A 16385-nucleotide genomic window follows, 5' to 3' on the forward strand; every position below is an offset into this window, starting at 1 on the left:
TGCGGTGTTCCCGGAGCCGGGTGGAGAGGCGTCAGCGTGCCGGAATCGGTCGATGCGGTCGAGATGCAAGCGGCGCTGCTGCGGCTGCGCCGGACGAGCGGGCTGCCCGTGGCCTTCGGCGGGCTGCTCTCCGACACCCGCCACGCCAGGATCGCGGAGCTGAACGGGGCGCAGACCACGGCCCTTCGGGGGCTGGTGATCTCGGCCGGCAGCGGCCTCGGCGGCAAGTCGATCGCCCTGTCGCGGCCCTGCGCGGTGACCGACTACCACTCCTCGCGCCACATCAGCCACGAGTACGACCTGGCCGTGGCCGCCGAGGGCCTGCGTTCGGTGGTCGCCGTGCCCGTCGTCGTGCGCCGCAAGGTGCGGGGGGTGCTGTACGGGGCGCTGCGCGAGCCCCTCGGGCTGGGGGACCGTACGTTCGACGCCGCCGTCGCGGCGGCCCGTGACGTGGAGCAGGCGCTGGTCGTGCGGGACGAGGTGCAGCAGTTGCTCGCCGTGACCCGGGAGGAGGTCACCGACCCGCGGGCCGTGCCCGGGGCGTGGGAGGACGTCCGGGAGGCGCACCGTGAGCTGCGCGCCCTCGCGCCGAAGGTCGTCGACCCGGCGCTGCGGGAGGAGTTGCTCGCGGTGTGCGGCCGGCTCGCCACCGCGGCGGGTGCCCGGCCTCCCAGGGCTCGCGACGTCCAGCTGGCACCGCGCGAGGTGGACGTCCTCGCCTGTGTCGCCGCGGGCGCCACGAACGCGGTGGCGGCGGACCGGCTGGGGCTGCGGCCGGAGACGGTGAAGGGGTACCTGCGCGCGGCGATGCGGAAGCTGGGCGCGCACACCCGGCTGGAGGCGGTCGTCGCGGCCCGGCGGGCGGGCCTGCTGCCGTAGGTTCAGTCGCCGAAGTCGACGAACGAGGCGAAGCGGACGTCACCGCCGTTGCCGCCGGGGGTCGCCTTCGTCATCACGGAGAGCAGGGCCACGGCCTCGTCCGTGACCTCGTCCCGCTCGGCTGCGGTGAACGGGCGCAGCTCCTGCACGGTGACCGTCGCAGGCGTACCGGCCCCGCCGGCCTCCAGCCGCCAGATCGCCGCGAGGAATCCGTCGACCAGCACACTGCCGTACGCCTGGTTCCCCACCCCGTTGCGCCCCTTGAGCGGCGGCGGAATGACGCGGGTCCGGTCCGCGTGGCCGAGCAGGACGTTGTCGAACTCGGGCAGGAAGCGGGGCGGGGCGGGGGTGTCCTCGTCGGGACGCGGGGCGTCGGGCAGGTCGAAGAGCTCGACGCCGTTCTCGTCCCGGAAGGTGACCAGCTGCGGGCGGAGCCGTTCGAAGACTTCGCGCAGCCGGGTCAGCCCGGCCCAGGACTGCATGTCCTTGACCGAAGCGGGTCCGAAGGCGGCGAGGTAGCGCAGGACGGTGCCGTCGGGCGCGGGGACCGGTGCGGAGGGCCTGGCGAGCCAGTGCTCCGCGGTGGTCAGCGCGACCTGGCCGCTCTTGCCCCACACCCCGCGCGGGGTGACCTGGACGAGGGGCAGCAGACAGCGTGCGGCCGTGCTCAGCGCCTGGGGGTCCGCGTCGGGCCACTCCGTGAGCAGCCGTTCGCGGATCTCCTTCGGGGTGCGGGGCGCCTCTTCGACGTACGCCCTGCTGAGGTCTCTCAGCCGGTCCAGGTCCACGCCCACGAGTCCCTTCCGGAAGATCCTCAGCTCCCGGTCGCGGGCCTCCTGTACGAGGGGGCGCAGGGTCAGGGCGTCGTCGGCGGTGTGGGTGTGGATGGTGGAGCGCAGGGTGACGATGCGGACGACCCGGCGCGACTCCATCAGCGCGGCGAGCCGGTCCGGTTCGAAGCCCTCCAGCCGGGCGAGGAGCTGGAAGTACGGCGGCTTGGTGTTCTGCGCCTGGAGTCCGACGAGATGCCGGACGGCGTCCTCGGCGCTCATCGCCGCACGCCTGAGCAGGAGTTGGCGCTCCAGGGTCGCGCGACCCAGTGCCCGCGGCGTGAGCACGGCGGCCGGGGCGGCGGCGGAGGTCTTCTTCTTCACGGCCATGGACGGCACGCTACGCGGCCATGCGGTCGGGTCCCGTCCTGATGGTGGCTTCCCGCGTCAGGTCCGGCCCCGGTGGCGGTTTCCCGTACCGGTACGTTCTGCGCCATGCCGCTGCCGGCGGGTTCCGGCCATTCGCGCCGGGCACCCGCATCATGGTCCGGTGATCAGCGTCCTGTTCGCCGTCCTGACCGCGCTCAGCAACGGCGCGGCCTCCGTCCTCCAGCGTCGCGCCGCGAGCACCGCCCCCGACAGCGAGGCGATGCGGCTGTCACTGATCGGCCATCTGCTGCGCCAGAAGGTGTGGCTGGCCGGCATCGGCCTGGTGATCGTCGCCGCCGTCTGCCAGGCCGTGGCGCTGGCCACGGGCCCGATCGCCGTGGTGCAGCCGATCTTCGTGATCGAACTGCCGGCGACGCTCCTGATGGCCGGCTTCGTGATGCGGGTGCGGCTGCCCCGGCCGGTGTGGTCCGGTGTGGCCGCCGTGACGTTCGGCCTGGCCCTCGGCATGGCGTCGGCCGCTCCGGGCGGAGGCAGCGCCACGGTGCACGGGGCCGCGTGGGTGCCTGCGCTGATCCTGACGGGTCTGTTCGAGGCGGCCCTGATCGCGGGCGCCCTGGCCACGCGCGGCAACCCCCGGGCGGCGCTGCTGGGCCTGGCCGCCGCCTGTGCGTACGCGCTGACCGCGGCCCTGATGAAGGACGCCATGGCCCGGCTCGACGAGGGCGGGGCGGCGGCGCTGTTCACGTCCTGGCAGCTGTACGGCACCGCGGTGGCGGGCGTCGGCGCGTTGTTCCTGCTGCAGAACGCGCTGCAGGCCGGCACGCTGGTCGCGGTCCAGCCGTGTCTGACGCTGGGCGACGCCCTGATCAGCATCCTGTACGGGGTGACCCTGTTCGGCGAGCACCTGCGCACCGGCTGGTGGGTCCTGCCGGAGCTGCTGGCGCTCGGCCTGATCGCCGTGGGCTGCGTGGCACTGGCACGCTCACCGCTGGCCTCCGGGAACGCGACGGCCCCGGCCTGTGCGCGGCGCGTCGACTGAGACGCCGCGCACGGGCCGGGGCCGGGGCGCTCACGCCGGGCGCCTGCCGGTAGCCGGTGGCTACTTGCTGACCGCGAAGCGCATCAGGGCCTGCTCGTCGCCCTGCTTGATCTTCCCCGTCTCGTTGATCACCTCAAGCTTCCAGCTGCCGCCGACCCGCATGGCCTTCGCCACGGCGCAGCCGTTGTCGTTGCTGAGCAGGCTCGGCCAGATGTCGGCGACCTGCTGGGTGGTGCCGCCCGTCGCGTCGTACACCTTGAAGCTGATGTTGCGCGCGCTCTGGAAGGAGCTGTGCTTCTTGTACGCGGCAGCGATGAAGACGATGGCCGTGATGTTGGGCGGCACCCGGGCGAAGTCGACGGTCACGGTCTCGTCGTCGCCGTCACCGTGCCCGGTCTGGTTGTCGCCGCTGTGCACGAGCGCGCCGTTGGCCAGCGGGTCGAGGGAATCCAGGCCCGCCAGCCGCACGGGCTCCGCACCCTGCATCGCGATGGCGATCAGGTCGAGGTCGGTGCCCTTCTTCTGACGCAGCTTCCCCATCAGTCCGCCACTGGCACCGACCGTGGGGTCCCAGGACACCCCGATGGACAGATGGGTCACCCCGTCCAGATCCGCCGGGCCGTCTTCCTTCTTCAACGTGATCATGCGTGATCCTCTTCGTGGCGAGATTCCTACAGGTCGAGTGTGCCTGGTGTCCTCCGGATGCATCCCATCAGGGGCAAAATTTCGACCAAGTGTTGGACGGCTCAGGACGAATTGTCCTGCGTCGGCATGATGTCGTCGGGTGCGGTGCCGTGATAAGGACGATCGGTCTCCACGACGCCGCGGGCGCGCAGCCGGTCGATGTCGGCGGCGCTACGGCCCAGACCGGCAAGGATCCGCTCGGTGTGCCGGCCCGCCTCCGGCACCGGATCCATCCTCGGGACGACCCCGCCCAGGTCCACCGGCGGCAGGAGCGCGTGTACGGGGCCGGGGGCGCCGGGCACGGAGACATCACGCCAGCGGTCGCGTTCGACGAGCGCGGGGTGGTCGAGGAACTCCGCGACGGAGTTCACGCCGGCGTTGGCGATCGCCGCACGGTCCAGCAGCTCTCCCGCCTCCTCGCTGCCGAGGTCCGCGAACCGTGCGGCGACGATCGCGTTGAGCTCCTCGCGGTGGGCGACCCGGTCCGGGCCGGTGCGGAACCGGGGGTCGTCGACGAGCCCGGGCAGACCGAGGACGGTGACGCACAGGGCGTCCCACTCGCGCTCGTTCTGGATGGAGAGCATCACGTCCTTGCCGTCGGCGGCGGTGAACGGTCCGTACGGCGCGATCGTGGCGTGCTGCGCGCCGATGCGCGGCGGCTGGGTGCCGCCGTAGCGGGTGTAGTACGCGGGCTGGCTCATCCACTCGGCGAGCGCGTCGAAGAGGGAGACCTCGACGGCCGGGGCCCGGCCGGTGGTGGCCCGGGTGAAGAGGGCGGACAGGATGCCGCTGTAGGCGTACATGCCGCCGGCGATGTCCGCCACGGAGATGCCCGAGCGCGCGGGTTCGTCGGGCGAGCCGGTGATGGACAGCAGTCCGGTCTGGCACTGCACCAGGAGGTCGTACGCCTTGCGTCCGGACCACGATCCGCTCGTGCCGTAGCCGCTGACCGTGCAGGTGATGAGGGAGGGGTGCCGGGCCTGGAGGGCAGCGGCGCCGAGGCCCATCCGGTCCGCCGCGCCGGGGGCGAGGTTCTGGACGAACACATCCGCTGTGGCGATGAGTTCATCGAGGATCCCGCGCCCCTCGGGCTCCTTGAGGTCGAGGGTCAGGGACTCCTTGGAGCGGTTGAGCCAGACGAAGTAGCTGGCCTGACCGTGCACGGTGGTGTCGTAGCGGCGGGCGAAGTCACCGCCGCCGGGGCGCTCGACCTTGATGACGCGCGCGCCGAGGTCGGCCAGCTGACGGGTGGCGAAGGGCGCCGCGACGGCCTGTTCCAGGCTGACGACGGTGATGCCCGCGAGCGGAAGCGGATGCGGTTCGGTCATGCGCACATGATCCCGGGGCGGTGGTCGCCGCGGGGGTGGGGCGGCCCGGCCGTCTCAGGCGGTCGGCCCCGGCGCGACCAGTGGTGTCCCGAGGAGCTGGTGCCCGCCGCTGGCGAGCATGCGCACCTCTCCGCGCTCGCTGATCTCCGCGCGGACGATTCCGGTCTCGTCCTCGTAGACCGGGTATCCGCCGGCTCCGGACCGGGCGGTGCGCCGGACGACCACCGTGTCGTCCTCCACGGCGGACGACTGGAACACCAGTTGATACGTTTCCGGGTAATCCATGACGGCCTCTCCACGACGGCCTTCGGCGGGCTGTGCGGACCGGGCTGCGAACGGGCTTCGCCTCGCGCGGCGCCCGCCCGTCCGGCCTGCACCTTCCATGGTCTCGCACACCGGCCGTCCCCGCCCGCGCACGGCCGCACGGTGCGAGCCCCGGCCCCGGCTGCCTATCCTGAAGGGGTATGGGAAGTCCAAGGCAATCGGGCGGACAAGCCCTTTGCTCCCGCGTCGTACGGCAGGCATGGCCCGGGATCCCCGACACCGGGAAGGGAAACGTCATGGAAGGTGCCGACCGGGGCGACGATGTGTACCAGCCCCAGCAGCCGGAGGCCTCCGACCCCGTCGAGCAGCTGGACGCGGCGGACACCCTCGACGACCGGCAGCTCGCCGACGTCCTGGACGAGGGGTACTCGCCTCCCGAGCGGCCATGGGTCGTGGAGGACCGGGGTACCACCGGGTCCGAGCAGCTCAGCGGGGAGACGCTGGAGGGCCGGCTGGCCCGGGAGCTGCCCGAGGCCGCCGATCCGCCCGGCGACGACGACGGCGACCTGTCCGACGGGGACGGCGAGCCCCGGGACGCGGAGGTCGGGGACCTGCGCGCCGGACGGCTCACCCGCGAGCTGGACCTGAACGAGCCGGACAGCATGGCCGGCGAGGACGTCGGGATCGACGGGGCGGCGGCGTCCGCCGAGGAGGCCGCCATGCACGTCATTCCGGACGCGCGGCCGTAGGGCCTGCCGGGACCGCTCCCGCCGCCCTTACCCCGGAGGTAATCGACGCTTTCCGCCCCGTCCGACATCGTGTTCCTCACCAGCACAGCGCTCCCGGCCCAGCGGCCGGAGCCGAGGGAGAGGACCGCACGATGACCGCATACGACGAGGCCGTCCAGCGCTACTTCGCCGCCTGGAACGCCGCCACCGCCGAGGAGCTGGAGAAGGCCGTCGCGGCGGCGTTCACCGAGGACGCCACGTACACGGACCCGCTGGCCGACGTACGGGGACACGAGGCCCTGGCCGCCGCCATCAGCGGCGCCCAGCAGCAGTTCCCCGGGTTCTCCTTCCGGCCGGCCGGGGCGGTGGACGGGCACCACGCCCTGGCCCGCTTCAGCTGGGAACTGGTCGCCGCGGCCGACGGCTCGGCGCCCGTCGCCGGTTCGGACGTGATCACTCTGGCCGGCGACGGGCGGATCAGCTCGGTCAGCGGCTTCCTGGACCGCGTGCCGGTGTCCTGAGCCAGGGTCTGTCATTTGGATCAGGCCGGACCCCGCGAGCCCGGCATGATCCAAACGACAGGCCTAAGGGCTGTCCCGCAATTCCTGCCGTAGCTGTCGTCGTGCGCCCGCCAGGAATTGCGGGACAGCCCTTAGCCGACCGGGCGCGAACGGCGGCGCAGCGCCGGGTCGGTGAGCTCCGCCGGGTGGTAGCCGGCGTCACGGGACGAGAGGTTGGTGCCCGGCGGGACGATCTTGTCGATCCGGTCGAGCACATCCTGGCTCAGCCGCACCCGGTCCGCGCCGAGCTGGCTCGTCAGCTGTTCCAGGGTCCGCGGGCCGATGATCGCGGAGGTGATCGCCGGGTGCTCCAGCACGAAGGCCAGGGCGAGTTGGACGAGGGTCAGCCCGGCCTCCTCGGCCAGTTGGGCGAGCGCTTCGGCCGCGTCGAGCTTGGCGGTGTTCTCGGACGACGCGATGTCGAACCGCTCGGCCTGCCGCTCGGCCCGGCTGGACGCGGGCTGGTCGGCGCCCTTGCGGTAGCGGCCGGAGAGCCAGCCGCCGGCCAGCGGGCTCCAGGAGAGGACCGCGAGTCCGTGGCGCCGGGCCGTGGGCAGTACCTCGCGCTCGATGCCTCGGGCGAGGATCGAGTACGGGGGCTGCTCGGCGACGACGCGTTCGCGGCCGCGGCGTTCCGCGATCCACTGGCCCTCGACGATGGCGGACGGTTCGAAGGTCGACGTACCGATGTAGCGGATCTTCCCCTGATGGACGAGGTCGGAGAGGGCGCCGAGGGTCTCGTCGAAGTCGGTGCCGGGCTCCGGGCGGTGCACCTGGTAGAGGTCGATCCAGTCGGTGCCGAGCCGGCGCAGGCTGTTCTCCACCTCCCGGATGATCCAACGGCGGGAGTTTCCCTGCTGGTTGGGGTCGGCTCCGAGACTGCCGTGGAACTTGGTGGCGAGCACGACATTGTCGCGGCGGCCACCGGCCAGGGCCTTGCCGACGATGGTCTCCGACTCACCGGCGGAGTAGACGTCGGCGGTGTCGACGAAGTTGATGCCGGAGTCCAGGGCGTGGTGGATGATCCGGATGCTGTCGTCGTGGTCCGGGTTGCCCCGGGCTCCGAACATCATGGTGCCCAGACACAGCGGGCTGACCTTGACGCCCGTGCGGCCGAAATCGCGGTGCTCCGTCATCCTGCGTTCTCCTTGACGAGTTCATGTGCGTGTCGGTGGACGGCCGGCGCTGCGTGGCCGGTCTCCCGGAAGGCGTCCCACAGCCGCCGGTAGGGACCGTCGGCCGCGAGCAGTTCGGTGTGGGTGCCGGTCTCGACGACGGTTCCCGCGTCGAGCACCACCACCCGGTCGGCACGGACCGCCGTGGTGAGCCGGTGGGCGACGACGACGGTGGTACGGCGCCGGGCGAGCACCTCGGTCGCCGCGGCCACGCGGCGTTCCGTGGCGAGGTCCAGGGACGCGGTGGCCTCGTCGAGCAGCAGGACGTCCGGGTCGACGAGTTCGGCCCGGGCCAGGGCGAGCAACTGGCGCTGTCCGGCGGAGAGGTTGCGGCCCCGCTCCCCCACCGGCTGGAGGTAGCCGAGCCGCAGCCCGGCGACCATCTCGTGCGCCCCGACCGCGCGGGCCGCCAGCTCCACCTCGGTGTCCGTGGCTTCGGGACGACCGTAGGCGATGGCGTCGCGGACCGTGCCGCTGAACAGATGGGCCTCCTGCGGGACGACGCCCAGCCGGCGGCGGAAGGCGGGCAGGTCGAGCTCGCGCAGATCGTGCCCGTCCACCCGGACCGCCCCGGCGGAGGGGTCGTAGAAGCGGGCGAGGAGCTTCACGACGGTGGACTTCCCCGCCCCGGTCGCCCCGACCAGCGCGACGGTCTCGCCCGGCGCGATGCGCAGGGAGACTCCGTGCAGGACCTCCTGGCCGCCGCCGCCCGCGTATCCGAAGGAGACCGAGTCGAACTCGACCTCTCCGCGCAGGGCCGGTACCGGCCGGGCGTTCGTCGCGGGCGGGGTGCCCGTGGGAGTGCGCATCAGGCCGCGGAGCCGGCCGAGGCCGACGACGGCCTGCTGATAGCCGTCGAAGACCTGGGAGAGCTGCTGGATCGGTGAGAAGAACAGCTCGACGTAGAGAAGGAACGCGATGAGTGTTCCCGCGCTCAGCTCGCCCGAGTGGACCTGTCCGGCGCCGGCCGTGAGCACGGCCGCCGAGGAGAGCGTGCCGAGGAACTCGACGAACGGGAAGAACGTGCCCATGTAGCGCTGGGCCCGCAGCCGGGAGTCCCGGAAGGACCGGGCGAGTGCGGCGAAGTCGGCGGCGTTGCGGCTCTCCCGGCGGAAGGCCTGGGTGACCCGGATCGCGGTGACGTTCTCCTGGAGGCAGGCGTTGACGGCGCTGATCCGTTCCCGGGCCTCGCGGTACGCGGGGACGGAGTAGTGGCGGAAGACCACGGTGGCCAGGATCAGCAGCGGCAGTGCGGCAAGCAGGACGAGGGCCAGTTCCGCGTCGATCACCAGCAGGGCGACCAGGACGCCGGTGACCGTCAGCAGACTGACCACGGCAGTGATCAGCCCCGTCTGGAGGAAGTTCGACAGCGCGTCGACGTCGGTGGTCATCCGGGTCATGATCCGGCCGCCGAGTTCGCGCTCGTAGTAGTCGAGGCCGAGCCGCTGGAGCTGGGCGAACGTCTTCACCCGCAGGGTGTAGAGGAGGCGTTCACCGGTGCGTCCGGTGGTACGCACCTGGGCCACCCCGATCAGCCAGTTCGCGGCGACCACCAGGCCGGCGGCCGCTGCCGCGGCGAGCAGGACGTGTCCGGCGTGGTGGGCCACGCCCCGGTCGACCCCGTGGCGGACGAGGACCGGCACGGTGATCTGGGCGCCGGCGTCGAGCGCGACGAGCAGCAGGCCGAGGAGGAGCGGCAGCCGGAAGGGCCGCAGCAGGGCGCGGAGGCCGAAGTCCGCCTCGGCGGCGACGGCCTGGTCGGTGGGCACCCGGGGGTCGGCGGCGGGCAGGGGAAGTCTGGCCAGTCCGGCGATGAGTTCGGGGCTCGGCGGTGCCGAGCCGAGCACCCCGCCGCCGGGGCCGGCGCGGCCCGGGCCCGAGGTGGCCGCGGCCTCGGCGAGCGCCTGGGCGGCCCGCACCGCGGTCCCCTCCTGCGGTTCGTCGTCGCCTCCCTCGGGGCGCAGCCACAGGTGCGGGGTGGGGCAGCCGGTGACGGTGCCCGGCTCCGGGTCCGTGGTGGCCGCGAGGCTGTCGTCCGTCGAGAGGAGTTCGCGGAACAGGGCAGATCCGGCCAGGAGTTCGTCCGGTGTGCCGGTGTCCGTGATGCGGCCGCCGTCGAGGATCGCGACGCGGTCCGCGAGGTCCAGCGTCGATCTGCGGTGCGCGACGATCAGCGTGGTGCGGCGCCGGTCGTCCTGGCGCAGCCGGTGGTGGATCTCCGCCTCCACCCGGGCGTCGATGGCCGAGGTGGCGTCGTCCAGGACGAGGACGGCCGGGTCGCCGATCAGGGCGCGGGCCAGGGCCATGCGCTGGCGCTGGCCGCCGGAGAGGGTGAGGCCCTGCTCGCCGACGACGGTGTCGTACCCCTGGGGAAGCCGTTCGATGAACTCGTCGGCGCAGGCGATCCGGGCCGCCGCGCGGATCTGTGCGTCGGTGGCGTCCGGCATCCCGTAGGCGATGTTGGCGCGCACGGTGTCGGAGAGCAGGAGGCTCTCCTCGAAGACGTAGCCGATCCGGGAGCGGAGCGAGGCGAGGGCGAGATCACGGACGTCGTGGCCGCCCACCCGTACCGATCCGGACGGCACGTCGTAGAAGCGTGGCAGCAGGGCTGCCGCGGTCGACTTGCCGGAGCCGGCCGGGCCGATCAGGGCGAGGGTCTCGCCGGGGCGGATGTCCAGGGTGAAGCCGTCCAGGAGCGGGGCGCCTTCGCGGTACCCGAAGGTGACGTCCTGCCAGCCGATGGCCGGGGGTTCGTCCGGCAGCTGCCGGGCGTGGGGGGCGTCGGTGATGACCGGTGCCTCGTCGACGACCTCCAGGACACGTTCCGCGCCGGCCCTTGCCTGCTGCCAGACGGTGAGCAGGGTCGCCACCTGGCGGACGGGGGTGACGAAGGAGCCGAGGTAGGTGGTGAACGCGAGGAAGGTGCCGAGCGAGATCCGGCCGTGCAGGGCCATCCAGCCGCCGAGGGCGAGGACGGCGACCTGGCCGAGTGCGGGGACCGCCTGGAGCGCCGGGTTGTAGCGGCTGGTGAAGCGGACGACGCGCAGCCGGGAGGCGAAGAGGTGGCGGGCGCGCTTCTCGAGGCCGGCCAGCTCCCTCTGCTCCTGGCCGAAGCCCTTGACCACGCGGACGCCGGTGACGGTCGCCTCGACGGTGGAGGCGACTTCCGCGGCCTCCTGCTGGGCGTGCCAGTTGGCGGGGAAGAGGTCGCGGCGGCTGCGCAGGGCGATCAGCCAGAGCAGCGGGCCGACGACCACGGCGACGACGGTCAGCAGCGGGGACAGGACCGCCATGAAGACCAGCGAGAACAGGAACATCAGGGCGTTGCCGGTGAGGTTCGGCAGGAACTGCAGCAGGGTCTGGATGAGGGTGATGTCGGAGATGGACCGGCTGACCACCTGTCCGGTGCGCAGATCGTCCTGCTGGGCGCCGCCGAGCCGGAGCAGTGCGGCGAACGCCTCGTTGCGCAGGTCGTACTGCACCCCGAGGGAGAGCCGGCCCGAGCGGTAGCGGCGGGTGAAGCTCGCCCCGAAGCGGACGGCGCCGAGCGCGGCGAGCAGGAACGTCCAGGGGACGAGCGAGGCGGTGGTGCCGGCCGCCACCCCGTCCACCACGTGCCGCAGCACGAGCGGCAGGGTGGCGGTGGCGACGGCGGCGAGGACGGCGGCACCGAAGGCCAGGAGCAGATCGGTGCGGTGCCGCAGGCAGTAGCCCAGCAGCCGCCGCGCCCAGCCGGGCGGCGGCTGCCGGTGCGTACCGGTTTCCGGGGCCGGACAGTCCGTCACCGGGCCTCCGCCAGACCGATGCCGAAGTGGCCCTCGCTGCGGTCGACGGTCTCGAAGAGCCGGTTGGCGGGCCGCGGCAGCCCGTAGTGTCCGCGCAGGGTGCTCGCGGTGTACTCGGTGCGGAAGAGGCCGCGTTCCTGGAGGATCGGGACGACCCGGTCGACGAAGACCTCCAGGCCGGAGGGAAGGACGGCGGGCATGATGTTGAAGCCGTCGGCGGCCCCGCTGTCGTACCAGTGCTCGATGGTGTCGGCGACCTGCTCGGCGGTGCCGGCGAAGGTGCGGTGGCCGCGGCCGCCACCGAGCCGGCCGATCAACTGACGGACAGTCAGCTTCTCGCGCCTGGCCAGTTCCACGATGAGGGTGTAGCGGCTCTTGGCGCCCTCGATCTCGCCCTCGGTGGGGATGTCCTCGGGGATCTCCGCGTCGAGGTCCAGGTCGTCCGGGGCGATCTTCAGTGTCCGGGCGAGCTGCCGCTTGGCGTACTCGGGGACGATGAGGTTCTCCAGCTCGGCGTCGAGCGCCAGGGCCTCGGCCTCGGTGTCACCGATGACGGGCACGATGCCGGGCAGGATCTTGATGCCGTCGGGGTTGCGGCCGATGGCCTCGGCGCGCTGCTTGACGTCCTTGTAGAAGGCGATGCCTTCCTCCAGGGTCTGCTGGGCGGTGAACACCGCCTCCGCGTACCGGGCCGCGAAGTCCTTGCCGTCCTCGCTGGACCCGGCCTGTACGAGCAACGGATAACCCTGCGGCGGCCGTTGTACGTTGAGCGGGCCGTCGACGCGGAAGAACTCCCCGCTGTGCCCGATCTTCCGTACCCGTTCGGCGAGGGCGTGGACGCCGCGTTCCTTGTCGGCGATCACGGCGTCGTCGGCCCAGCTGTCCCAGAGCTTGGTGGAGACCTCGACGAACTCGCCGGCCCGTCGGTAGCGGTCGTGGTGCAGCGGGGTGTCGTCCAGGCCGAAGTTGCGGGCCGCGTCGGCACCGGCGGTGGTGACGATGTTCCAGCCGGCCCGGCCGCCGGAGACGTGGTCCAGCGAGGCGAACCGGCGGGCCAGGTTGTACGGCTCGTTGTAGCTCGTCGAAGCGGTGGCGATCAGGCCGATGTGGCGGGTGGCCCCGGCCAGCGCGGTGAGCAGGACGGTGGGTTCCAGCTTGGCGGCGGGCCGCCGGCCGGGGTCGCCCATCAGGACGGGGCTGTCGGCGAGGAACAGCGAGTCCAGCCTGCCGCGTTCGGCGATCCGGGCGAGGTTCTTGTAGTGCTCGATGTCGGAGTTGGCCTCGGCCGGGCTCTCGGGAAGCCGCCAGGACGCCTCGTGATGACCGGTGGACATGAGGAACGCGTTGAGGTGCAGCTGCTTGCGGTCAGGCGTGCGGGGCATGGGATTCCTTCTCTTCGGAAAGGGCCGGTGGCTGCGCGACACCGAGGGCGGTGAGCAGCGTGTCGCGGTACTCCTGGAACCGGGGGTCGCGGCGGGAGCGCGGGGTGGGCAGGTCGACGGTGAGGTCGACGGAGATCCGGCCGTCCTCCAGGACCAGCACCCGGTCGGCGAGCTCGACGGCCTCGTCGACGTCGTGCGTGACCAGCAGCACCGCGGGACGGTGGCGTTCGTAGAGCTCGCGCAGCAGTCCGTGCATCTTGATCCGGGTCAGTGCGTCCAGGGCACCGAACGGCTCGTCGGCCAGAAGGAGTTCGGGTTCACGGACCAGGGCGCGGGCCAGTGCGGCGCGCTGCTGCTCACCGCCGGACAGCTCGTGCGGCCAGGACCGGTCGCGGCCCTCGAGGCCGACCTCGGCCAGGGCGGTGAGGCCGCGCTCGCGTGCCTTGGGTCCGCGAAGCCCGAGGGTGACGTTGTCGATCACCCGGAGCCAGGGCAGCAGCCGGGAGTCCTGGAAGGAGAGCGAGACCCGGTCGGGGACGGTGAGTTCGCCGGAGCCCTCGACGGTGTGGTCGAGCCGGGCTACGGCCCGCAGCAGGGTGGACTTGCCGGAGCCGCTGCGGCCGAGCAGCGCGGTGAACTCGCCCGGTGCGACGGTGAGATCGAGCTCCTTGAGGATGTCGCGGTCGCCGAACCGGCGGACGAGCCTCCTGGTGCGGATGGCGGGGCGTTCCTCGACCGCCGTCGTTCCGGTCCCGTGGGCGGGGTTCAGCCCGCCAGAGTGCGTCGCCATGACAGGACCTTCCTCTCGACGGCGCGGACCGCCGCGTCCGATGCGAAGCCGAAGATCCCGTAGGCCACCAGGCCCACGATGATCACGTCGGACTGGGCGTACTGCTGGGCCTGGAACATCATGTAGCCGATGCCGCTGGTGGCGTTGATCTGCTCGACGACGATCAGTCCGAGCCAGGACGCGGTGACGCCGAGGCGCAGTCCGACGAAGAAGCCGGGCAGCGAACCGGGTACGACGACCTTGCGGACGAACTGCGCGCGGCTCAGGTCGAGCCCCTCGGCGAGCTCCACGTACCGGCTGTCGATGCCGGTCAGCGAGGCGTACGTGTTGATGTACATGTTCACCGCGACGCCGAGCGCGATGACGGTGACCTTCATCTGTTCGCCGATGCCGAGCCAGAGGATCAGCAGCGGGAGCATGGCCAGGGAGGGGATGGCGCGCTTGATCTGGAGCGGCCCGTCCAGCAGGTACTCGCCGGTGCGGCTGAGCCCGGCGGCGACGGCGAGGAGGACTCCGGCGGTCACCCCGAAGAACAGGCCCAGCCCGGCACGCTGGAGCGAGATGAGGACGTTGTCCTGGAGCCGGCCGCTGGAGATGAGGTCGGACGCGGTGGAAAGGACCGTGCCGGGCCCGGACAGGATCCGCGGGTCGAGGTAGCCGGTGGCCGAGGCGAACCACCACAGGGCGATGACCAGCACCGGGCCGATCAGCCGCCCGAAGGGAATGGCCCGGCCGGGCCCGAGCCGTCGGCGGTTGGCGCGGGGTGCGGGCGGGACGGGCTTCGTGCCCGGCGCCCGCCCGTCGGCCGGCTCCCCCTCGGCCGTCTTCCGTGGCACGTCGGCCGTGCTCACGCGGTCCGCGGTGGCGGTGTTCGTCAGCAGTTCGGTCATGACGTCTCCCGGTACTGGGCGGCCACGGCCTTGGCCGCGATCGCCTCGAAGCGGCGGTCGAACAGCTCGGCGGCGTCCTGCTTCGGTACGAAGCCGCCGTCGGCCAGCAGGTCGGCGGTCTCCTGCTCCCACGCGATCGCCTTGTCCCAGCTGACCGGGAACTGCGGCTTGTGGAGCGAGGCGACGATGCGCCTGCCGTCCTCCTGGGAGACGCCCTGGTCCTTGACGTAGTACGTGTCGATCCACTCGTCGGTGTTCTCCCAGGCCCAGGTCTGGCCGCGGGCCCACAGGGGGATGAAACTGCGGACGGCGGCCACCTTGGCCCGGTCGTTCAGCACCTCGTTGGGCGCCCACAGGACCGAGAGCAGGTCCACGACGTCGGTCTTCACCCCGCGCGCCCCGTCCTTCTCGTACTGGGTGAGGTACTTGGTGAAGGTCGGTTCGCCCAGCGGAGCCACGTCGACCTGCTTGGACTGCAGGGCGGTGAGGAACTGCGTGCTGGGCAGCGCGACCAGTTCGACGTCCTTGTTGGCGATGCCCGCCTGCTTCAGCGCGCGCAGGACGACGACGCCCTGCGCCTGGCCCTGGGAGAAGCCGATCTTCTTGCCGCGGAAGTCGGCCACGGACCTGATGTCCGAGCCGGGCGCGGTCGCGAAGACGTACGAGGGATGGTTCCGCACCTGCACGGCGACGATCTTCGCTTCGACTCCGATGGCGTGGGCCTGGATCGGCGGAATTCCGGCATTGACCGCGAGATCAATGGAATGGGCCCGGAATCCCTGGATGATATCGGGGCCCGCGGCAAGGTTCGGCCACTGCGAAACGGTGAAGGGGAGATCCTTCCGCAATCCGGCGGGACCCAGCTGGAGTTGTGTCGACCGGACGGCTATCGAGAGTTTCGTCCCCGGCGGCGGAGCCCCCGAGGGGAGTTTCCCCGCGGGCTCGGCGCTTGCCGCCGTTCTGACCTGGGGCGAGCAGGCGGCGAGAGCGCCGATGGCCGCTCCGCCGGCCAGGGCGAGAAATGACCTGCGGCCGACGGTCCGGTATGCGTCGTGGCGTTCCATGGTGAATTCCTGATCCGTAGTTTTTTCGGGCCTGATCCGTGGTTCTCGGGCTGGGCGGGCGGTCAGAGGGAGTGGTAGGCGCCGTCGTGGAAGAGCAGCGGGCTGCGTCCCTCGTCGAGCCGGGCGTCCACCACCCGGGCGATGACGATGCGGTGGTCGCCGGCCGGGACGATCTGCTCGGTCTCCAGCCGCAGCCAGCCGGCCACGCCGTCGAGCACCGGCTCGCCCTCCGGCAGACGGCGCCAGCGGGTGGGGGCGGCGAACCGGTTGATTCCGCTGGTGGCGAAGGTGGTGGCCAGAGACTGCTGTTCGGCGCCGAGGAAGTTCACGACGGCGGTGGCGGCCCGTTCGATGTGCGGCCAGGACGAGGTGCCCGTCCCGATGCCGAACGACACGAGGGGCGGGTCGAGCGAGAGGGAGCTGAGCGAGGTCGCGGTGAAGCCGATCGGGCCGTGGCCCGCGTCGGCGGTGACGACGACCACTCCGGCGGGATAGCGGCGGAACGCCTGCTTGAACCGGTCCGGGGCGATGCCCTTCGCGGCGGGCGCCGGATACGAGTGCGCGGTGATGGTCAACGTCTCTCCCGTGATGGAAAGCGGAACAAAATGGCAGGAGAATGCGGCAGGGGAATGCGGCAGGGGAATGTGAATGCACCTG

The 16385-nt window shown here is 72.1% G+C and carries 15 protein-coding genes; 4 read left to right on the forward strand and 11 right to left on the reverse strand.

Translation table 11 applies throughout. The annotated features are described in order from the left end of the window. Nucleotides 1–36: 36 nt before the first annotated feature. Nucleotides 37–879 carry a response regulator transcription factor gene (locus OG959_RS05220; RefSeq protein ID WP_326656901.1) on the forward strand — a complete coding sequence of 281 codons (843 nt, stop codon included), beginning with the start codon at nucleotides 37–39 and terminating at the stop codon, nucleotides 877–879. Between the two features lie 2 nt (nucleotides 880–881). Here the strand turns inward: OG959_RS05220 and OG959_RS05225 are convergent, their stop codons facing one another. Further along, complete coding sequence (locus OG959_RS05225) at nucleotides 882–2039, reverse strand: winged helix DNA-binding domain-containing protein (protein WP_326656902.1); 1158 nt, start codon at nucleotides 2037–2039, stop codon at nucleotides 882–884. Nucleotides 2040–2199: 160 nt separating this feature from the next. On the opposite strand from OG959_RS05225, the gene OG959_RS05230 reads away from it, so the two are divergent. Then, nucleotides 2200–3078: a DMT family transporter gene (locus OG959_RS05230; RefSeq protein WP_326656903.1), complete on the forward strand. Its 879-nt coding sequence runs from the start codon at nucleotides 2200–2202 to the stop codon at nucleotides 3076–3078. A gap of 60 nt (nucleotides 3079–3138) precedes the next feature. Here OG959_RS05230 and OG959_RS05235 read toward each other — a convergent pair whose 3' ends face one another. From OG959_RS05235 to OG959_RS05245, 3 genes are all read right to left on the reverse strand, one after another. Beyond that, nucleotides 3139–3723: a TerD family protein gene (locus tag OG959_RS05235; protein ID WP_326656904.1), complete on the reverse strand. Its 585-nt coding sequence runs from the start codon at nucleotides 3721–3723 to the stop codon at nucleotides 3139–3141. A 101-nt stretch (nucleotides 3724–3824) separates the two neighbouring features. Further along, nucleotides 3825–5090 carry a CaiB/BaiF CoA transferase family protein gene (locus tag OG959_RS05240; protein ID WP_326656905.1) on the reverse strand — a complete coding sequence of 422 codons (1266 nt, stop codon included), beginning with the start codon at nucleotides 5088–5090 and terminating at the stop codon, nucleotides 3825–3827. A gap of 54 nt (nucleotides 5091–5144) precedes the next feature. Beyond that, nucleotides 5145–5375 (reverse strand): DUF6296 family protein, encoded by a 231-nt coding sequence (locus OG959_RS05245; protein ID WP_326656906.1) that lies wholly within the window; start codon nucleotides 5373–5375, stop codon nucleotides 5145–5147. A gap of 275 nt (nucleotides 5376–5650) precedes the next feature. Between OG959_RS05245 and OG959_RS05250 the strand changes: the two genes are divergently transcribed. After that, a complete protein-coding gene (locus OG959_RS05250; RefSeq protein ID WP_326656908.1) occupies nucleotides 5651–6103 on the forward strand; it encodes a DUF5709 domain-containing protein in 453 nt (150 codons plus the stop codon). A gap of 131 nt (nucleotides 6104–6234) precedes the next feature. Then, complete coding sequence (locus OG959_RS05255) at nucleotides 6235–6603, forward strand: nuclear transport factor 2 family protein (RefSeq protein ID WP_326656909.1); 369 nt, start codon at nucleotides 6235–6237, stop codon at nucleotides 6601–6603. Between the two features lie 131 nt (nucleotides 6604–6734). On the opposite strand, the gene OG959_RS05260 is transcribed toward OG959_RS05255, so the two are convergent. From OG959_RS05260 to OG959_RS05290, 7 genes are all read right to left on the reverse strand, one after another. Next, on the reverse strand, nucleotides 6735–7778 hold the full coding sequence (locus tag OG959_RS05260) for an aldo/keto reductase (RefSeq protein WP_326656910.1): 1044 nt from the start codon (nucleotides 7776–7778) through the stop codon (nucleotides 6735–6737). Further along, nucleotides 7775–11602: an ABC transporter ATP-binding protein gene (locus tag OG959_RS05265; protein ID WP_326656911.1), complete on the reverse strand. Its 3828-nt coding sequence runs from the start codon at nucleotides 11600–11602 to the stop codon at nucleotides 7775–7777. Before OG959_RS05265 ends, OG959_RS05260 begins: the two co-directional genes overlap by 4 nt. Then, nucleotides 11599–12984, reverse strand: coding sequence for an LLM class flavin-dependent oxidoreductase (locus OG959_RS05270; protein WP_326656912.1), 1386 nt, complete (start codon nucleotides 12982–12984; stop codon nucleotides 11599–11601). The genes OG959_RS05265 and OG959_RS05270 overlap by 4 nt, the downstream gene beginning before the upstream one ends. After that, nucleotides 12968–13774, reverse strand: a complete 807-nt coding sequence (locus tag OG959_RS05275) for an ABC transporter ATP-binding protein (RefSeq protein WP_326656913.1) — start codon at nucleotides 13772–13774, stop codon at nucleotides 12968–12970. The genes OG959_RS05270 and OG959_RS05275 overlap by 17 nt, the downstream gene beginning before the upstream one ends. Continuing rightward, nucleotides 13750–14664: an ABC transporter permease gene (locus OG959_RS05280; RefSeq protein ID WP_326656914.1), complete on the reverse strand. Its 915-nt coding sequence runs from the start codon at nucleotides 14662–14664 to the stop codon at nucleotides 13750–13752. Before OG959_RS05280 ends, OG959_RS05275 begins: the two co-directional genes overlap by 25 nt. Next, nucleotides 14661–15728, reverse strand: a complete 1068-nt coding sequence (locus OG959_RS05285) for an ABC transporter substrate-binding protein (protein ID WP_326656916.1) — start codon at nucleotides 15726–15728, stop codon at nucleotides 14661–14663. Before OG959_RS05285 ends, OG959_RS05280 begins: the two co-directional genes overlap by 4 nt. Nucleotides 15729–15790: 62 nt before the next feature. After that, nucleotides 15791–16303, reverse strand: coding sequence for a flavin reductase family protein (locus OG959_RS05290; protein ID WP_326656917.1), 513 nt, complete (start codon nucleotides 16301–16303; stop codon nucleotides 15791–15793). Nucleotides 16304–16385: the final 82 nt, after the last annotated feature.

It is taken from the genome of Streptomyces sp. NBC_00385 (genome assembly GCF_035917155.1).
Taxonomy (GTDB): domain Bacteria; phylum Actinomycetota; class Actinomycetes; order Streptomycetales; family Streptomycetaceae; genus Streptomyces; species Streptomyces poriferorum.